Origin of the sequence: Reyranella sp., from assembly GCF_965279465.1 — a bacterium.
Taxonomy (GTDB): Bacteria; Pseudomonadota; Alphaproteobacteria; order Reyranellales; family Reyranellaceae; genus Reyranella.
The window spans coordinates 3,869,810-3,885,903 of the sequence record NZ_OZ257242.1 but is presented as its reverse complement, the minus strand read 5'-3'; the positions used below and the strand labels follow the sequence as shown (position 1 = coordinate 3,885,903).

Here is a 16,094-nt window from a genome sequence, read left to right as displayed (position 1 = left end):
TTCCAATCGTCGCCGAGCGCGTCTTCTCATGTCTTCCGGACCGCGAGCTTCCGGCTCGCTCATGATCATGAGCGAGCCGGAAGCTCGCGGTCCGGAAGACATGATCGCCTCCCGTAACAGGCCCTGACGTTGGCAGTACAGCCGTTCGAGGAACCGCCGCTCGACTGCCCGCGCTGTCCCAGGCTTGTGGCCTTCCGCCATGAGCTGCAAGGCAAATACCCCGACTGGAGCAACGCGCCGGTCCGATCCTTCGGCACCCTTGACGCCGGCCTGCTGATCGTCGGCCTTGCACCCGGCATGAAGGGCGCCAACCGCACCGGCCGGCCCTTCACCGGCGACTATGCCGGCGAGCTGCTCTATTCGACGCTCCTCGAGTTCGGCTTCGCACAGGGCACCTTTCGCGCCGACCCGAACGACGGGCTGCGCCTGGTCGACTGCCGCATTTGCAACGCCGTGCGCTGCCTGCCGCCCGAGAACAAGCCCCTGCCCGTCGAGTTCACCGCCTGCCGCCCCTTCCTGCAGGCCGAGCTGGCCGTGATGCCGAAGGTCAAGGTGCTGCTGGCGCTGGGCAAAGGCGCGCACGACCAGATCCTGCGGGCCCTGACCGTACGGCCGGCCGGAAGCTATCCGTTCATCCATAACCGCCTGCACAAGCTGCCGACCGGCCTTCATCTCGCCGACAGCTATCACTGCTCGCGCTACAACACGAACACCGGCCGGCTGACGACGGCGATGTTCCACGACGTCTTCAAGTCCATCCGCACCGTGCTGGAGGAGCCTGCCCGCCTGCGAACATGATGAGGGCGACGGTGGCGACACTTACACGTGCGAACGATACCCTTGCGGTGTCGGCCCGCGATATCGCGCAGGCGGGCCGGACATGCGATCTCGATCTTTGGCGCCTTGCGTCGCATGGGAAGCGTTCCAGCAGGCGCTGCAGCAGTAATGCTATTTCTGCGCTTCGCGGCGCCCGCGCTTCGAGCAGCGCCTACCCTGCCAGCATCATGTCGATCTGGCCGGTGATCTCCGGCGAGGTCGGGCTGACCTTGCTCGGCCAAGAGCCGGACAGCTTGCCGGTCTTGTCGATCAGGTATTTGTGAAAGTTCCACTTGGGTGCGACCGCCTCGCCGCCTTCGCCGGAGATCCACTGGTAGAGACCGTGCGCATCGGCGCCGACCACCTTCTGCTTGGCGGTCATCGGGAAGGTCACGCCGTAGCTGGTCTCGCAGAACTTGGCGATCTCGGGCTCGGTCTTGGGCTCCTGCGCGCCGAAGTCGTTCGAGGGCACGCCGAGCACGACCAGGCCCTTGGGGCCGTAGGTCTCGTAGAGCTTCTGCAACTCCCTGTACTGCGGCGTGAACCCGCAGAACGAGGCGACGTTCACGACCAGAACCGGCTTGCCGGCATATTGCTTGAGGTCGATCGGCTTGTTGTCGATGCCGCTGAAGGTGAAATCGTGGGCGGAAGCCATCCTACATCTCCTCGTCGTAACGCTGCTCGAGCCAGGGATCGCCGTAGTTGTGGTAGCCGCGCAATTCCCAGAAGCCGGGCTTGTCGAGCACGGAGAACTCGACGCGCTTGATCCACTTGGCGCTCTTCCAGAAATACAGCCGGGGGATCACGACGCGCAACGGTCCGCCGTGCTCACGGCTGATCGGCTCGCCGTTCCAGCTCCAGGCCAGCAGCACGTCGTCGGCCGCGAAATCGGCCAACGGCACGTTGGTCGTGTATGTGTCGTAGGAATGGAAGATGACATGCTGCACGTCGGCCTTGGGCTTCACCCGCTCGATCAGCGTGCGTGCGCTCACGCCTTCCCACTTGTTGTCGTAGCGCGACCAGGCGGTCACGCAGTGGATGTCCGTGGTCAGCTTGGCCTTGGGCAGGTCTGTGAACTCGCCCCATTTGAACGTCGTCGGCGCCTCGACCGCGCCGTCGACGAACAGGCGCCACGCATGGGTCGGGATCTCGGGCTGGATGCCGAGGTCGAGCACCGGCCAGGTCTCGACCTGGCGCTGGCCGGGCGGCAGACGCTGGGAATGCGCCGCGGTCTTCCCGGTCAGCAGCCGGCCGTCCTCCGCCCACTTCTGCTTGCTGTCGATCAGCTTGCTCCTGATCTTGCCGAACAGCGTGACGTCGTCTTCAGACATGCGTTTTCCTGCAGTTGCAGCAGCATACAAGATGGCTGCGCGAGCAGCGACGTCAAGCGCCTCCAGGACGCCGTTCGACATGTTCAACTTCGCTGGGAGCGCGGCTCTCCAGAGCCGCTCTTCTCGCCGTGCCACATCCCATGAGCGGCTCTGGAGAGCCGCGCTCCCAGCATCAAATGCTGCGGCCGGCCTTCTCCCAGTAGGGCGCGCGGAGCTTGCGTTTGAAGATCTTGCCGGAGTCCTCGCGCGGCAGGGCCGCCGCGAGCTCGACCACCTTGGGCACCTTGTAGCGCGCCACATGCTGGCCGAGGAACGAGCGCACGCCCGCGGCGTCGAGAGCCGCTCCGGGCAGCGGCTCGACATGGGCGCAGATCTGCTCGCCGAACTCCTCGTCGGGGATGCCGAACACCGCGCAATCGCGCACGCCCGGCATCTGGATCAGCACCGATTCGATCTCGGCCGGATAGATGTTCACGCCGCCCGAGATGATCATGTCGCGCTTGCGGTCGCACAGAAACAGGTAGCCGTCGGCGTCCTGGTAGCCGACGTCGCCAACCGTCACGAGGTCCCCGAGCGCGATCTCGCGGCGCTTGGCGTCGTCGTTGTTGTAGGTGAAGTCGGTGTAGAGCGGGCCGCGCAGATAGATCTCGCCGATCTCGCCCTGTTTCACGTCACGCCCCTGCTCGTCGACGATGCGCATCGTGCCGCCCGCGACCAGGCGGCCGACCGTCCCGGGCTTCTTCAGCGCCTCGGCCGAATCGTGCCAGACCACGATACCGGTCTCGGTCGCGCCGTAGTATTCGTTGATGACAGGTCCCCACCAATCGATCATCTGGCGCTTCACTGCCGGCGCGCAGGGTGCGGCACCATGCGTGACCCAGCGCAGCGACGACAGGTCGTATTTCGCCTTCACCTCCGCCGGCAGGCGAAGCAGGCGCACGAACATGGTCGGCACGATGTGCATGTGCGTGACCTTGTGCGCGTCGATCAGCCGGAGCATGTCTTCGGCGTCGAAGCGCGGCTGCAGCACGATGTTGAGCCCGGTCCGCGCGCTGCTGAGGCCATAGGCCGCCGGCGCCGAGTGATACATCGGCCCATTCATCAGCACGACGATCGAGGGATCGGCGACGATCCCCCAGTACTTGCCGACCTCGCCCGCCGCGCTGGCCTGCTGCTCGGCCGTCGAGGGCGGCCGCCGGACGCCCTTGGGCCGGCCGGTCGTGCCCGACGTATAGATCATGCTGCCGCGCGAGAGCTTCGGCGGTTGGGCGTTGGCTGCACTGCGGGCGACGAAGGTGTCCCAGCTCTCGACGCCGGGCGGAGTGACCCGCTTCTCCGCCGGCACGCCATAGGCATCGCCGATCTCCCGCGGCGTCGGCACAGCCAGCACCGCCACGCCCGAGGGAATGCCATCGGCCACCTGGGGCAACAGATCGGCATGGACCACCAGCACCTTGGCGCGGCAATCAGCCAAAATGTAGCCCGCCTCCTCGGCGGTGAAGTGCCAGTTGATGGGCACGGCATAGGCGCCGAGCTGGCCGGCGGCCATGTTGCCTTCGAAGGTCGCGAAGTCGTTGCGCACCATCAGTGCAACGCTGTCATCCTCGCCGACGCCGAGCGCCGCGAACCCGCCCGCCGCGCGCGCCGCATTGGCCTGGATCTCGGGCCAGCTTCGGAACCGCTCGCCGGATGTGACGCCTGCCGTCATCGCTTCTTCCCCTTCGAGGGCAGCCCGATCTTGGCGCCGGCGCCCTTCATCATCGTCAGGCCGATAAAGTAGACCATCGCCTTGTAGTCCGGCCCGTGCGTCAGCATGCCCGATCGGTGGAGCATGACAATGCCGTGGATGCCCGCCCACATCGTCCAGCCGAACAGCTTGGGATCGACGTCAATGATGCCGGCCTCCGCGAGTTGCTCGGCGCTGCGCGTGATGTAGCGCGCCGCACGCTCGGCCTGCGGCCCGAGCTCGGGATGGCTCTCGTCGACCGGTGTGTCGAGCTCGAACATGATGCGATAGGCGTGCGGGTTCTCGAGGGCGAAGGCGAGATAGGCCTCGCTGGTCAGCCGGCCGCGCTCGGACGGGTCCTTTACGCCCTCCGCCGCCTTTTCGAGTGTGTCCGCGAACTTGGCGAAGGCCTGGGCGCGTACCGTGGCGAGGATGTCGGCCTTGTCCTTGAAATAGCGGTAGGGCGTCTTGGGGCTGCAGCCCAGCGCCTCGGCGAGCTGGCGCATGGTGACGCCCTCGTAGCCGTGCTTGGCGAAACGCTCGGTGGCGACCTTGCACAGTTCGTTGCGAAAGTCGGTGATGTCTTGTTCGGTAAGATAGCGGGGCATGTTCGATACACAGTGTGTATTGAAAGCATGCTCACGTCAATCGCGCCAGCACTCCGGGAAGCAGCGCCGCGAGGCGTTCGTAGTCGGCAATTTCGTTGTAGGCATAGGCGGAGAGACGGAGCCACATGCCGCCCGCCAAGGGGTGAACGGGGCTGTCGACATTGGCCGCCTGCAAGGCCCGCCGCACGCGGATCGCCTCCGACCGCGTCGACTCGATCCCCAGTGGCAGGCGCACGGATGCCATGCTTCCCATCATCTCCGGCAGGGCGCCGATCTCCGTGCGCAGCTCTGCCGCGAGCAGGGCAGCCGCTTCCGTGACCAGCGCCTTGTTGCGCGCCATCAACGCCACGCCGCCCAGCCGTTCGAAGAACGCGATCGCGGCGGGGAGCGCGAGGTAGGCAGAGGGATCGGTGGTTCCCGTCCAGTCGAATTCGGCGGTGAAGCCCTGGCCGTAGCCGTGCGAGATGGTGACGGGATGGAGCTCGGCGCGGCGGTCGCCGCGGGCGTAGAGAAAGCCGCAGCCCTTCGGCGCCGACAGCCACTTGTGGCACGTGCCGACGTACCAGTCGGGATCGAGCGCCGGCAGATCGAGCGGCACCTGCCCCGCACCGTGCGCGCCATCCACCAGGATCGGGACGCCGGCGGTACGGCACAGCCGGATGATGTCGGCGATCGGCAGCACGAGGCCGCTCGGCGAGGTGATGTGGTCGATGACCGCGATGCGGGTCCGCTTGGTGATCGCCCGCTCGATGTTGGTCAGGATCGTTGCCACGTCGGGCCGTGGGAATGGGATCTCAGCCACGACGACCGTCGCGCCCGCCTGCTCCGCCAGATGCAGGATGGTGTTGCGCACGGCGTTGTAGACGTGGCTGACGTGCAGGATTTCATCACCCGCCTGGAGGTGAAGCGATCGAAGCACGGCGTTGCATCCCGTCGTCGCGTTGGGGACGAATGCGACATCCTCGGCCGTCGCGCCGAGAAAGCCGGCCATCCGCCCCGCCGCCTCTCTCAGCGCGCCCGGCAGCTCGAGGAAGAAGAACCGCGTCGGCTGCGATTCCATCCGCCTGCGCCAGCGATCCTGCTCGGCCAGCACGACACGCGGCGTCGCGCCGTACGATCCGTGATTGAGTGTCAGGAAGTCCGGATCGAGGTCCCATTCGTGGCGGATCGCCGCGCCGAGCGCGTTGGTCACGACTACGCCGTCTCCGCGAACAGCTCGCGGCCGATCAGCATGCGGCGGATCTCGCTGGTGCCGGCGCCGATCTCGTAGAGCTTGGCGTCGCGCAGCAGCCGGCCGGTCGGGTAATCGTTGATGTAGCCGTTGCCGCCCAGCAGCTGGATGGCGTCGAGCGCCACCAGGGTCGCCTTCTCGGCGGCGTACAGGATCGCGCCGGCCGAATCCTTGCGTGTGGTCTGGCCGCGGTCGCAGGCTTTGGCGACGGCGTACACATAGGCCTTGCAGGCGTTCATCGTCGTGTACATGTCGGCGAGCTTGCCCTGCACGAGCTGGAACTCACCGATCGCCTGGCCGAACTGGCGGCGCTCGTGGACATAGGGCACCACGATGTCCATCGCCGACTGCATGATGCCGAGCGGGCCGGCCGCCAGCACCGCACGCTCGTAGTCGAGCCCGCTCATCAGCACGTTGACGCCCTTGCCGACGGCGCCCAGCAGGTTCTCTTCGGGGATCTCGCAATCCTCGAACACCAGTTCCCCGGTCGAGGAGCCGCGCATGCCCATCTTGTCGAGCTTCTGCGCCACCTTGAAACCCTTGCGGTCGGTCTCGACGATGAAGGTGCTGATGCCGCGCGAGCCGGCGGCGGGATCGGTCTTGGCATAGACCACGATGACCTGCGCGTCCGGGCTGTTGGTGATCCACATCTTGGTGCCGTTCAGCACATAGCGGTCGCCCTTCTTCTCGGCGCGGAGCTTCATCGAGACGACGTCGGAGCCCGCGCCCGATTCGCTCATCGCCAGGCTGCCGACATGCTCGCCGGACAAGAGCTTGGGGAGGAAGCGCCGCTTCTGCTCGTCGTTGCCGTTGCGGCGGATCTGGTTGACGCAGAGATTGGAGTGCGCGCCGTAGCTCAGCCCCACCGCCGCGGACGCGCGGCTCAGCTCCTCGACCGCGATGACATGCTCGAGATAGCCCAGTCCAGAGCCGCCGTACTCCTCCTCGACCGTGATGCCGTGCAGGCCGAGCTCGCCCATCTTGGGCCACAGCTCGCGCGGGAACCGGTCGGTCTTGTCGATCTCGGCCGCGATCGGCGCGACTTCCGTCGACGCGAAGCGCTGGATCTGGTCGCGCAGCGCGTCGGCGGTCTCGCCGAGGCCGAAATCGAAGGGCGGCATCGCATTGGGGATCATCGCTGGGGAGCTTTCTCTGTCTTCACATGGATGCTGATGAGCTTCCACTCGCCGTCCGACGGGATGAACGCCAGGTCGAACAGGACACGGGTGGGCTCGGTGGGAAAGTAACCTTTGACGATCAGCCGGCCATCGCCGTTGACCAAGGCTGCCGGCTCATAGACCGGCTTGTAGGCGGCAATGATGTCGAAGTCGATCTGCTGCTCGGCGAACGACTTGAACGTTTCCTGCAGGCGCTCGGGTGTGAATTGCTGGCGAAACGGCTTGGACAGCTTGGCATGGAAGACCGTGAAGTTGCCGGTGACATTGGCATCGTTGAAGCTCAGGAGCGACACCTTGACCAGCGCCTCGAGCGGGCGCTCGCCCGGCACTCGATTTTGGGCGAGCGACGGCGTGGCAAGCGCCAGCACGCCGACAAGCGCGGCGACCCGGACCGGCGGCCCCACGCTCCTCGAAACGAGCATCGCAACCCGTCGGGCGACAGCCGGCATCGTTCATCCTCCACGGCGTGACGATACCTCGCTGGAAAGCGCCTGCGAAGCACCCCCGATCATGCAGCGCGGCCGAGAACCGCGGCCGCCGCACGACGCATCTCCTCGCCGAGCCAGGACGCAAGTCGCGGCTCTCGCCGGCCGCTGCGGGCTTCGGCAATGCGGCCGAGCACAGGCGCGCGCAGCTCGCGCTTGGTGGTGGCGAAGGCGTTGGGCGGCAGGGCGGCATAGCGCTGCGCACGGGCGAGCGCACGGGTCGTCAGCTCGTCCGCCGGCACGCACTCGTCGAAGACGCGCAGCGCTTCGGCTTCGCGCGCATCGAGCGACTCTCCAAGCAGGACCAGGCGACGCGCGGTGGTCGGGGCCAGCTCGTTGCGCGCGATCTCGAGCGGCGCCACCGGATAGGTCACGCCGACCCGGACCTCCGCGAGGCTCGCCTCCATCGGCACGTCGGCGACCACCCGCCAGTCGGCGCACAGGGCGAGGATCATCCCGCCGGCGATGGCATGGCCGTTGATCGCGGCGACCAGCGGCTTGGGCCAGGCGTAGAGCGTGCCGAAGCAATCGTTCAGCGCGTCGACCAGGCGGCGCTGACCGAGGCGATCGAGCTGGGGCACGAGCTTGAGGTCGAGGCCGGCGGAGAAGGCGCGCCCCTCGCCCCGGATGATCGCCGCCTGTACGGCCGGCTCGGTGGCGAGGCCTTCGAACAGGCCGGTCATCTCCTCGAGGAGCAGCGCATCCATCGTGTTCATCGGCGGATGGGCCAGGGTCACGACGGCGATGCCGTCGGTGCGAACGGAAAGGGTGAGGCGGGACATGGAGGAGGGTTTACGCACGATGCGCCCATAGAGGAAATCGATTGTTTCTCTCAGAAATATTGTCATCGTCTATGATCATGAACCTCGTGTTCATCCGCTATTTCCTGCGCGTCGCCGAGACTGGAAACTTCACCGTCGCGGCCGAACGATGTCACGTCACGCAGCCGACCTTGTCTGCCGGCATTGGCCGGCTCGAGGAGGAGATCGGCGCCCGCCTGTTCGACCGCAGCCGCCGCGCCGCCCTGACAGCGGCCGGGCAGAAATTGCTGCCCCACGCCCGCGCCATGGTCGAGGCCTGGCAAGCCGCCCTCGCCGAGCAACGCTCAAGCCGGCAGCACCGGCTCCTGCGGGTGGCGATCGGCTCCACCCTGCCGATCCAGGCGGCGATGCAGTGGCTTGCGACGGCGCAGCGGCGGCTGCCGTTCGACATCGAAATCTCCGAAGGCACGGCGGCAATAGTGATGGAGCGCTGGCGGCGCGGCCGGTGCGACGTCGCTCTCTTCCCGGTGCGCGAACCGATCGCTGTCGCCACCGCCGTTCAGATTCTGAGAGAACCCTACGTCCTGGCCGCCGCAACCGGCCACCGTATCGCCACACGCGACCGCTGGGCCGCCTTCGATCTCGCCGAGACGCCGTTCATCCTGCGTGCCGATTGCGAGGCCCACGAAGAGGCACAACGCCTGCTCACGATCGCCGGCGTCCGCCCCCGCGCCGTACTGCGCTCCGCCAACGAAGAGCGCTGCGCTGCCGCCGTGCTGGCAGGCCTCGGCGTTGCGTTCATGCCGCGCTCTCTCCTGCGCCCGGGAATGGCCGCCGCGGAAATCCGCGAGGTCGCGCTCGAGCGCCGCGTCATCCTGGCGTGGCGCGACGATGCCGATCCCGATACCGCGGCGGCGCTACGAGATGCCGCCACCGCCGACGACCGGCTGGCCTTCGCGCGATAGGCACGTCCCCGGGGCTCTACAACAGGAAGATCGTCGCCAGACCGAGGAAGGCAAGGAAACCGATCACGTCGGTCACCGTCGTGAGGAACACGGTAGAGGATACGGCTGGATCGACACCGAACTTCTGCAAGCCGATCGGGATCAGGGTGCCAGCGAGCGAGGCTGCCACCAGATTGCAGACCATCGCCGCGCCGATCACCGCGCCGAGCCGCCAGTCCTGGTACCAGAGCACAACCGCGCCGCCCATGATGAGCGCGAAGATGATGCCGTTCAGGCCGCCGACAGCAAACTCCTTGCCGATGAAGCGCATCACATTGGCCGGCGTGAGCTCGCCCATGGCCAACGCGCGCACGGCCACTGTGACCGTCTGCGTGCCGGCATTGCCGCCCATGGAGGCAACGATCGGCATCAGCACCGCGAGCGCCACGATCTTCTCGATCGCTCCCTCGAACTGGCCGATCACCAGCGAGGCGATGACGGCCGTGAACAGGTTCACCGCCAGCCAAACACCGCGCAGGCGCACGGTGCGCACGGTGTTGGCATGCATGTCGTCGGTGCCGACGCCGCCCATCTTCAGAAGGTCTTCCTCGGCCTCCTCGTCGATCACGTCGACCACGTCGTCGACCATGATCACGCCGACCAGCCGGCCCCTGGCGTCGACCACCGGGCACGACACCAGGTTCTGATCGCGGAACAGATGGGCCACTTCGGCCTGGTCGGCGGTCACCGGCACCGAGGGAATGTCGGGATCTACGATGTCGAGAATCGGCACCGGCCGCTTGCTGCGCAGCATGCGGCCGAGCGGAACGGAGCCGCGCAGCCGCCCGCCGCGGTCGATGACGAACAGGTCGTAGACGTCGTCGGGCAAATCGTCCGCTTCACGGCAGTAGTCGATGACCTGGCCGACGCTCCAGCTCTGGGGCACCTTGACCAGCGAGCGCTGCATCAACCGGCCGGCGCTGTCCTCGGGATAGGCCAGCGCCTGCTCGATATCCGCGCGATCCGCGGCCGGCAGCTCGGCCAGCACCTCGAGCCGCTCCTCCTCCGACAGATCCTCGAGAAGGTTCGCTGCGTCGTCGGTCTCGAGCTCGCGCGCGGCTGCGGCGATGTCCTTGCTGTCGAGCTGGTCGAGCACGTCGTCGCGCACGTCCTCGTCCAGCTCGGTCAGCACCTCGGGATCGAGATCGCGCTTGATGAGGGCGATCAGGGCGTCGCGCTCGCTCTCGGATACCTGCTCGATCACGGAAGCCTGGCCAACCGCGCTCAGCTCCTTCAGCAGGCCCCTGACTTCGTCCGTCCTGTTCTCGGCAAGCGCGGCCTCGACGAACCGAACCAGCTCCGGCGTCACCTCATCGAGGGCATCGCCCTCGGCGCTCATCCCCGCGCCTCGGCGAGGCGCTGCGCTTCGACGACGCTGAGCGCCGTCATGTTGAGGATGCCGCGCGCCGTCACCGAAGGGGTCAGGACATGCGCCGGCCGCGCCGTGCCGAGCAGCATCGGCCCGACGTGCAGCCCGTCGGCCGCGGTCTTGAGCAGGTTGAAGGCGATGTTCGCGGCGTCGAGGTTGGGGCAGATAACGAGGTTTGCCACGTCCTTCAGCCGCGCATTCGGGAACACGGTCTGGCGAATCTCGAGATCGAGCGCGGCGTCGCCGTGCATCTCGCCGTCGACCTCGAGCGAGGGCGCCCGCTTGTGCAGCAGCTCGACCGCCTCGGCCATCTTGCGTGCCGAAGGGTGATCGGAGCTGCCGAACAGCGAGTGCGACAGCAGCGCCACCTTGGGCTGGATGCCGAAGCGCAGCACCGCGTCGGCCGCGAGCAGCGTGATCTCCGCCAGCGTGTCGGCGTCCGGATCCTGGTTGACGTAGGGATCGGCGATGAACAGAGAGCGGGTCGGCATGACCAGCAGGCTGAGCGCGGCCATGTGCTTCACGCCCTCGCCCAAGCCTATCACGTCGCGCACATGGTTGAAATGCGTGCGGAAGCGGCCATAGGCGCCGGCGATCATGGCGTCGGCATCGCCAAGATGGACCGCAAGCGCCGCGATCAGCGTCGGGCTGGAGCGCACCAGGTTGCGGGCGGTCGGCTGGGTGACGCCGCGGCGTTCCATCAGCCTATGATAGGCGCCCCAATACTGGTCGTAGCGCGAATCGCTCGAGGGATCGATCACCTCGGCGTCGATGCCCGGCCGGAAGCGCAATCCGAGCCGCTCGGCGCGGCGCCGCACGATGTCGGGCCGGCCGATCAGGATCGGCACCGCGATGCGCTCGTCGAGAATGATCTGAGTGGCGCGTAGCACGCGGTCGTCCTCGCCGGCGCTGAAGATCACCCGCTTGGGCGCGGCACGCGCCTGCTCGAGCACCGGCCGCATCACCAGGCCCGACTTGAAGACGAACTGGTTGAGCTGCTGGCGGTAGGCGTCGAAGTCCGCGATCGGCCGTGTAGCCACGCCCGAAGCCATCGCCGCCTGGGCCACGGCCGGGGCGAGCTCGACGATCAGCCGCGGATCGAACGGCTTGGGGATGATCTGGGTCGGGCCGAAGCCGCCCACCGCCTCGCCGAAGGCGCGGGCCACGACCTCGGACGGCTCCTTGCGGGCGAGCTCGGCCAAGGCGCGCACGCAGGCGATCTTCATCTCGTCGTTGACGGTCGTGGCCCCGACATCGAGCGCACCGCGGAAGATGTAGGGAAAGCAGAGGACATTGTTGACCTGGTTGGGATAGTCGCTGCGGCCGGTCGCCATGATCGCGTCGTCGCGCACCGCGGCGACGTCCTCCGGCGTGATCTCTGGATTGGGATTGGCCAGCGCGAAGATCAGCGGATTGGCCGCCATCTTTGCAACCATCTCGCCCTTCAGGACCCCTGCCGCCGAGAGGCCAAGGAAAATGTCCGCGCCGCCGATCACCTCGCCCAGCGTGCGGGCCTGGGTGTCCCGCGCATAGCGCTCCTTCCACGGGTCCATCAGCTCGTTGCGGCCCTTCCAGACCACACCGGCGATGTCGGTGACCCAGATGTTCTCGCGCGGCAGGCCGAGCTTCTCGAGCACGCCGAGGCACGACAGCGCCGCCGCGCCCGCGCCCGACACGACCAGCTTCACCTTGGCGATGTCCTTGCCGACCAGCGACAGGCCGTTGAGCATCGCCGCACCGACGATGATTGCGGTGCCGTGCTGGTCGTCGTGGAACACCGGGATCTTCATGCGCTCCCGGAGCTTCTGCTCGACGTAAAAGCACTCGGGCGCCTTGATGTCCTCGAGGTTGATGCCGCCAAAGGTCGGCTCGAGCGCCGCGATCACCTCGACCAGCCGTTCCTGGTCGAGCTCGGCCAGCTCGATATCGAACACGTCGATGCCGGCGAACTTCTTGAACAGGACGCCCTTGCCCTCCATCACCGGCTTGGCGGCGAGCGGCCCGATCGCGCCCAGCCCGAGCACGGCCGTGCCATTGGTCACGACGCCGACCAGGTTGGCGCGGGCGGTAAGCTCGGCGGCGGTCGCAGGATCGCGCACGATCTCGTAGCAGGCCGCTGCGACGCCGGGCGAATAGGCGAGCGAAAGGTCGCGCTGGGTCGCCAGCGGCTTGGTCGGGACGACCTCGATCTTTCCCGGCCGGGGGAGACGATGGTAGCGGAGCGCGCTTTCGGTCAGTTCATCCGCCAAGCCCGCCCCCATCTCCGTCAGACAAAAAGGGCCGCCCCGAAGGGCGGCATCTCACAACTTCCTTTTCGATCGATCCGGCGTTGGTGCGGCCAAGAAGACTCGAACTTCCACGCCTCGCGGCACTAGCACCTCAAGCTAGCGCGTCTACCAATTCCGCCATGGCCGCGCCGGATCGATGGCGCGGGGGATACCAAATAGGCTCCCCAGTGGCAAGGTGCGCCCGTAATGCCCTTGCGTATGAGGCGATAAATACCGATTTTGCCACAATGACCCGGCCCGAATGGCGCATCTCGGACTGTCTTGTTCCTTACGATGAGGCTCTGGAGACGATGGAAACGCGCGTGGCAGAGATCCGCGCGGGCCACGCCGGCGAGCTCGTCTGGCTGCTGGAGCATCCGCCGCTCTACACCGCCGGCACCAGCGCCAAGGCCGCTGACCTCCTGCAGCCGATGCGTTTTCCCGTCCATGCCGCGGGGCGCGGCGGGCAATACACCTATCACGGGCCGGGCCAGCGCGTGGTCTATGCTATGCTCGACCTGCGCCGGCGCCGCCAGGACGTGCGACGCTTCGTCTCCGACCTCGAGGAATGGACGATCCGCGCCCTCGCCCGCTTCAATGTGCATGCCGAACGCCGGGTCGGCCGGGTCGGCGTCTGGGTGGCGCGCGAGGGCAGCCGCGAGGACAAGATCGCCGCCATCGGCGTCCGCATCCGCCACTGGGTGTCTTTCCACGGGTTGTCGATCAACCTCGAGCCCGACCTGTCGCACTATGCCGGCATCGTCCCCTGCGGCATCGCCCAGCACGGTGTGACCTCGCTGGTCGATCTCGGCCTGCCGGTGACCATGACCGATCTCGACATGGCGCTGGCCGAGACCTTCGACGAGGTGTTCGGGCCGCTGGGCGAAGCAGCCAATCCCGCCGTCGTTTTGAGCGACGAGCCCTCACATCCCTCCCCCGCTCGCGGGGGAGGTGTCCGCGTCTTACGCTGAGGGGGCGCGACGCGAGATGGTGCGTGACGCCCCCTCCGTCGCGGATTGCCGCGCCACCTCCCCCGCAAGCGGGGGAGGAAAGCTCTTCTTTGCTCAAGCAGTGCTCACACCGTCGGCAGCCGGGTGAAACCTTCCGGGAGAATATCGAGATCGATGGGATCGACGTCGATCCCGTCGACCCGCGCGAGCGCGGGGCCGCGGCGGCAGGCTTCGATCATCTCGCCGACGGCGGCCTCATCGCCGACGATCAGCGCTTCGACGGCACCGTCGCGGCGGTTGCGCACCCAGCCGGCGAGGCCGAGGCGACGGCCCGTGGCCATAGCCCAGTCGCGATAACCGACGCCCTGCACCCGGCCGGTGATGGTGAGTCGGGCCTGCAACGCCATCGATTCAGGCGAACTCGATGATCTTCTGGTCGACCTTCAGGCTGTCGCCGGCCTTGGCGTGCATCACCTTCACCGTGCCGTCCTGCACGGCGCGCAGCACGTTCTCCATCTTCATTGCCTCGACGACGGCCAGTGCTTCGCCGGCTTTGACCTCCTGGCCCTCGCTCACCGCCACTGAGGCCAACAGGCCCGGCATCGGCGACAGCAGGAACTTCGACGTATCGGGCGCCGCCTTGACCGGCATAAGGGCGTAGAGCTCGGCCTGGCGCGGCGTCAGCACCAGCGCCTCGGCCTGCCCGCCTTCATGGATCAGGCGCCAGCCCGAGCCGACAGCGTCGACCTGCACGGCGACCACCTGGCCATCGACCTTGCCGTGGAACAGCGGATCGCCGGGCTGCCAATCGGCTTCGATCTCGATGCGCCGGCCGGCGACCTCGACCGCGAAGCCGGATCCCTTGCCCGTGATCGTGAGCGCCACGGGCGTGCGGTTCAGCATGACGGTCCGGCTGTCCTGTGTCGTGCCGCGCCGCTCGTCACGCACCCGCTCGGCAACCGCGGCGACCGCGGCCAGCGCGGCGGGATCGCGCGGCGGCAAGTCGGCCGCGGTGAACCCGCCCTTGAACTCCTCGGCAATGAAGTTGGTGGTCAGCCGGCCCTCGCGGAAACGCGGGTGGGCCATCAGCGCGGCGAGGAACGGCACGTTGTGCGACACGCCCCGCACGTAGAACTCGTCCAGCGCGCGGCGCATGCGGTCGATCGCGTGCAGCCGATCCTTCCCGTAGGTGCAGAGCTTGGCGATCATCGGATCGTAGAACATCGAGATCTCGCCGCCCTCGTACACGCCGGTGTCGACGCGCACGTCCGGTCCGGCCTTGGGTTCGCGATACTTCACGAGCCGGCCGGTCGAGGGCAGGAAATTGCGGAACGGATCCTCGGCATAGACGCGCGCCTCGACCGCCCAGCCTTCGAGCTTCACGTCCTTCTGCTTCAGCGGCAGCTTCTCGCCGGCCGCGACGCGGATCATCAGCTCGACGAGGTCGAGGCCGGTGATCAGCTCGGTCACCGGATGCTCGACCTGCAGGCGGGTGTTCATCTCGAGGAAGTAGAACTTGCGGTTCTTGTCGACGATGAACTCGACCGTGCCGGCGCTCTTGTATTGCACCGCCTTGGCGAGCGCGACCGCCTGCTCGCCCATCGCCTTGCGCGTCGCCTTGTCGAGGAACGGGCTCGGCGCCTCCTCGATCACCTTCTGGTGGCGGCGCTGGATCGAGCACTCGCGCTCCCAGAGATAGAGGCAGTTGCCGTGGCCGTCGGCGATCAGCTGGATCTCGATATGGCGCGGCTCCTCGACGTATTTCTCGATGAAGACGCGGTCGTCGGCGAAGGACGCCTTGGCCTCGTTGGTCGCCGACACGAAGCCCTCGCGGGCCTCGGTGTCGTTGTAGGCGATGCGCATCCCCTTGCCGCCGCCGCCGGCCGAGGCCTTGATCATCACCGGATAGCCGACGTCGTTGGCGATCTTCACCGCCTCGTCGGGATTGGGGATCGCGGCGAGATAGCCCGGCACCGTGCTCACGCCAGCCTCCTGCGCGAGCTTCTTGGACTCGATCTTGTCGCCCATGGCGTAGATCGCATGCGCGTCGGGGCCGATGAAGGTGATGCCGGCCGCGGCCAGCGCCTTCTGGAAATCCTGCTTCTCCGACAGAAAGCCGTAGCCCGGATGCACGGCCTGGGCGCCGGTCTGCTTGCAGGCCTCGACGATCTTGTCGATCAGCAGGTAGGACTGCGTCGCCGGCGGCGGGCCGATGAACACCGCCTCGTCGGCCTCGCGCACATGCAGCGCGTCGGCGTCGGCCTCGGAATAGACCGCCACCGTCTTGATGCCGAGCCGCTTGCAGCTGCGGATCACGCGGCAGGCGATCTCGCCCCGGTTGGCGATCAGGATCTTGTCGAACAGCTTG

The 16,094-nt window shown here is 67.2% G+C and carries 15 protein-coding genes and 1 tRNA gene; 3 read left to right on the top strand and 13 right to left on the bottom strand.

Annotated elements, in window-relative coordinates:
- Window positions 1–129 precede the first annotated feature (129 nt).
- Window positions 130–798, top strand: coding sequence for a uracil-DNA glycosylase (locus ACQY8M_RS19025; protein ID WP_428675064.1), 669 nt, complete (start codon window positions 130–132; stop codon window positions 796–798).
- Window positions 799–988: 190 nt separating this feature from the next.
- On the opposite strand, the gene ACQY8M_RS19020 is transcribed toward ACQY8M_RS19025, so the two are convergent.
- From ACQY8M_RS19020 to ACQY8M_RS18985, 8 genes are all read right to left on the bottom strand, one after another.
- Complete coding sequence (locus tag ACQY8M_RS19020) at window positions 989–1,471, bottom strand: glutathione peroxidase (RefSeq protein WP_428675062.1); 483 nt, start codon at window positions 1,469–1,471, stop codon at window positions 989–991.
- Window position 1,472: 1 nt separating this feature from the next.
- The gene (locus tag ACQY8M_RS19015; protein WP_428675060.1) at window positions 1,473–2,147 is read right to left on the bottom strand and encodes a sulfite oxidase-like oxidoreductase; all 675 of its coding nucleotides are present in this window, start codon (window positions 2,145–2,147) and stop codon (window positions 1,473–1,475) included.
- Between the two features lie 172 nt (window positions 2,148–2,319).
- Window positions 2,320–3,855, bottom strand: coding sequence for an acyl-CoA synthetase (locus tag ACQY8M_RS19010; RefSeq protein WP_428675058.1), 1,536 nt, complete (start codon window positions 3,853–3,855; stop codon window positions 2,320–2,322).
- Window positions 3,852–4,481, bottom strand: a complete 630-nt coding sequence (locus ACQY8M_RS19005) for a TetR/AcrR family transcriptional regulator (protein WP_428675056.1) — start codon at window positions 4,479–4,481, stop codon at window positions 3,852–3,854. The genes ACQY8M_RS19010 and ACQY8M_RS19005 overlap by 4 nt, the downstream gene beginning before the upstream one ends.
- 31 nt (window positions 4,482–4,512) lie before the next feature.
- Window positions 4,513–5,673: an aminotransferase class V-fold PLP-dependent enzyme gene (locus tag ACQY8M_RS19000; protein WP_428675054.1), complete on the bottom strand. Its 1,161-nt coding sequence runs from the start codon at window positions 5,671–5,673 to the stop codon at window positions 4,513–4,515.
- Window positions 5,674–5,675: 2 nt separating this feature from the next.
- Window positions 5,676–6,848, bottom strand: coding sequence for an isovaleryl-CoA dehydrogenase (locus ACQY8M_RS18995; protein WP_428675052.1), 1,173 nt, complete (start codon window positions 6,846–6,848; stop codon window positions 5,676–5,678).
- Window positions 6,845–7,339: a hypothetical protein gene (locus ACQY8M_RS18990; RefSeq protein ID WP_428675050.1), complete on the bottom strand. Its 495-nt coding sequence runs from the start codon at window positions 7,337–7,339 to the stop codon at window positions 6,845–6,847. Before ACQY8M_RS18990 ends, ACQY8M_RS18995 begins: the two co-directional genes overlap by 4 nt.
- A 59-nt stretch (window positions 7,340–7,398) precedes the next feature.
- Window positions 7,399–8,157 (bottom strand): enoyl-CoA hydratase/isomerase family protein, encoded by a 759-nt coding sequence (locus tag ACQY8M_RS18985; protein ID WP_428675048.1) that lies wholly within the window; start codon window positions 8,155–8,157, stop codon window positions 7,399–7,401.
- 77 nt (window positions 8,158–8,234) lie between these two features.
- Here ACQY8M_RS18985 and ACQY8M_RS18980 point away from each other — a divergent pair, with 77 nt between their 5' ends.
- A complete protein-coding gene (locus ACQY8M_RS18980) occupies window positions 8,235–9,101 on the top strand; it encodes a LysR family transcriptional regulator (RefSeq protein WP_428675046.1) in 867 nt (288 codons plus the stop codon).
- A 16-nt stretch (window positions 9,102–9,117) separates the two neighbouring features.
- Here the strand turns inward: ACQY8M_RS18980 and mgtE are convergent, their stop codons facing one another.
- From mgtE to ACQY8M_RS18965, 3 genes are all read right to left on the bottom strand, one after another.
- Window positions 9,118–10,479, bottom strand: coding sequence for a magnesium transporter (gene mgtE, locus ACQY8M_RS18975; RefSeq protein ID WP_428675044.1), 1,362 nt, complete (start codon window positions 10,477–10,479; stop codon window positions 9,118–9,120).
- Complete coding sequence (locus ACQY8M_RS18970) at window positions 10,476–12,770, bottom strand: NADP-dependent malic enzyme (RefSeq protein WP_428675042.1); 2,295 nt, start codon at window positions 12,768–12,770, stop codon at window positions 10,476–10,478. Before ACQY8M_RS18970 ends, mgtE begins: the two co-directional genes overlap by 4 nt.
- Window positions 12,771–12,839: 69 nt before the next feature.
- A tRNA-Leu gene (locus tag ACQY8M_RS18965) sits at window positions 12,840–12,924 on the bottom strand.
- A gap of 100 nt (window positions 12,925–13,024) precedes the next feature.
- Here ACQY8M_RS18965 and lipB point away from each other — a divergent pair.
- Window positions 13,025–13,747, top strand: coding sequence for a lipoyl(octanoyl) transferase LipB (gene lipB / locus ACQY8M_RS18960; protein ID WP_428675040.1), 723 nt, complete (start codon window positions 13,025–13,027; stop codon window positions 13,745–13,747).
- A gap of 104 nt (window positions 13,748–13,851) precedes the next feature.
- Here lipB and ACQY8M_RS18955 read toward each other — a convergent pair whose 3' ends face one another.
- Together ACQY8M_RS18955 and ACQY8M_RS18950 are read right to left on the bottom strand one after the other, a co-directional pair.
- Window positions 13,852–14,133 carry an acylphosphatase gene (locus tag ACQY8M_RS18955; RefSeq protein ID WP_428675038.1) on the bottom strand — a complete coding sequence of 94 codons (282 nt, stop codon included), beginning with the start codon at window positions 14,131–14,133 and terminating at the stop codon, window positions 13,852–13,854.
- A gap of 4 nt (window positions 14,134–14,137) precedes the next feature.
- Window positions 14,138–16,090: an acetyl-CoA carboxylase biotin carboxylase subunit gene (locus tag ACQY8M_RS18950; RefSeq protein ID WP_428675397.1), complete on the bottom strand. Its 1,953-nt coding sequence runs from the start codon at window positions 16,088–16,090 to the stop codon at window positions 14,138–14,140.
- Between the last annotated feature and the right edge of the window lie 4 nt (window positions 16,091–16,094).

Coding starts and splice junctions, on each gene's coding strand:
- ACQY8M_RS19020 (WP_428675062.1), bottom strand. CDS start 1,471: ATGGCTTCCGCCCACGATTTCACCTTCAGCGGCATCGACAACAAGCCG.
- ACQY8M_RS19015 (WP_428675060.1), bottom strand. CDS start 2,147: ATGTCTGAAGACGACGTCACGCTGTTCGGCAAGATCAGGAGCAAGCTG.
- ACQY8M_RS19010 (WP_428675058.1), bottom strand. CDS start 3,855: ATGACGGCAGGCGTCACATCCGGCGAGCGGTTCCGAAGCTGGCCCGAG.
- ACQY8M_RS19005 (WP_428675056.1), bottom strand. CDS start 4,481: ATGCCCCGCTATCTTACCGAACAAGACATCACCGACTTTCGCAACGAA.
- ACQY8M_RS18995 (WP_428675052.1), bottom strand. CDS start 6,848: ATGATCCCCAATGCGATGCCGCCCTTCGATTTCGGCCTCGGCGAGACC.
- ACQY8M_RS18990 (WP_428675050.1), bottom strand. CDS start 7,339: ATGCCGGCTGTCGCCCGACGGGTTGCGATGCTCGTTTCGAGGAGCGTG.
- ACQY8M_RS18985 (WP_428675048.1), bottom strand. CDS start 8,157: ATGTCCCGCCTCACCCTTTCCGTTCGCACCGACGGCATCGCCGTCGTG.
- ACQY8M_RS18980 (WP_428675046.1), top strand. CDS start 8,235: ATGAACCTCGTGTTCATCCGCTATTTCCTGCGCGTCGCCGAGACTGGA.
- mgtE (WP_428675044.1), bottom strand. CDS start 10,479: ATGAGCGCCGAGGGCGATGCCCTCGATGAGGTGACGCCGGAGCTGGTT.
- ACQY8M_RS18970 (WP_428675042.1), bottom strand. CDS start 12,770: ATGGGGGCGGGCTTGGCGGATGAACTGACCGAAAGCGCGCTCCGCTAC.
- lipB (WP_428675040.1), top strand. CDS start 13,025: ATGACCCGGCCCGAATGGCGCATCTCGGACTGTCTTGTTCCTTACGAT.
- ACQY8M_RS18955 (WP_428675038.1), bottom strand. CDS start 14,133: ATGGCGTTGCAGGCCCGACTCACCATCACCGGCCGGGTGCAGGGCGTC.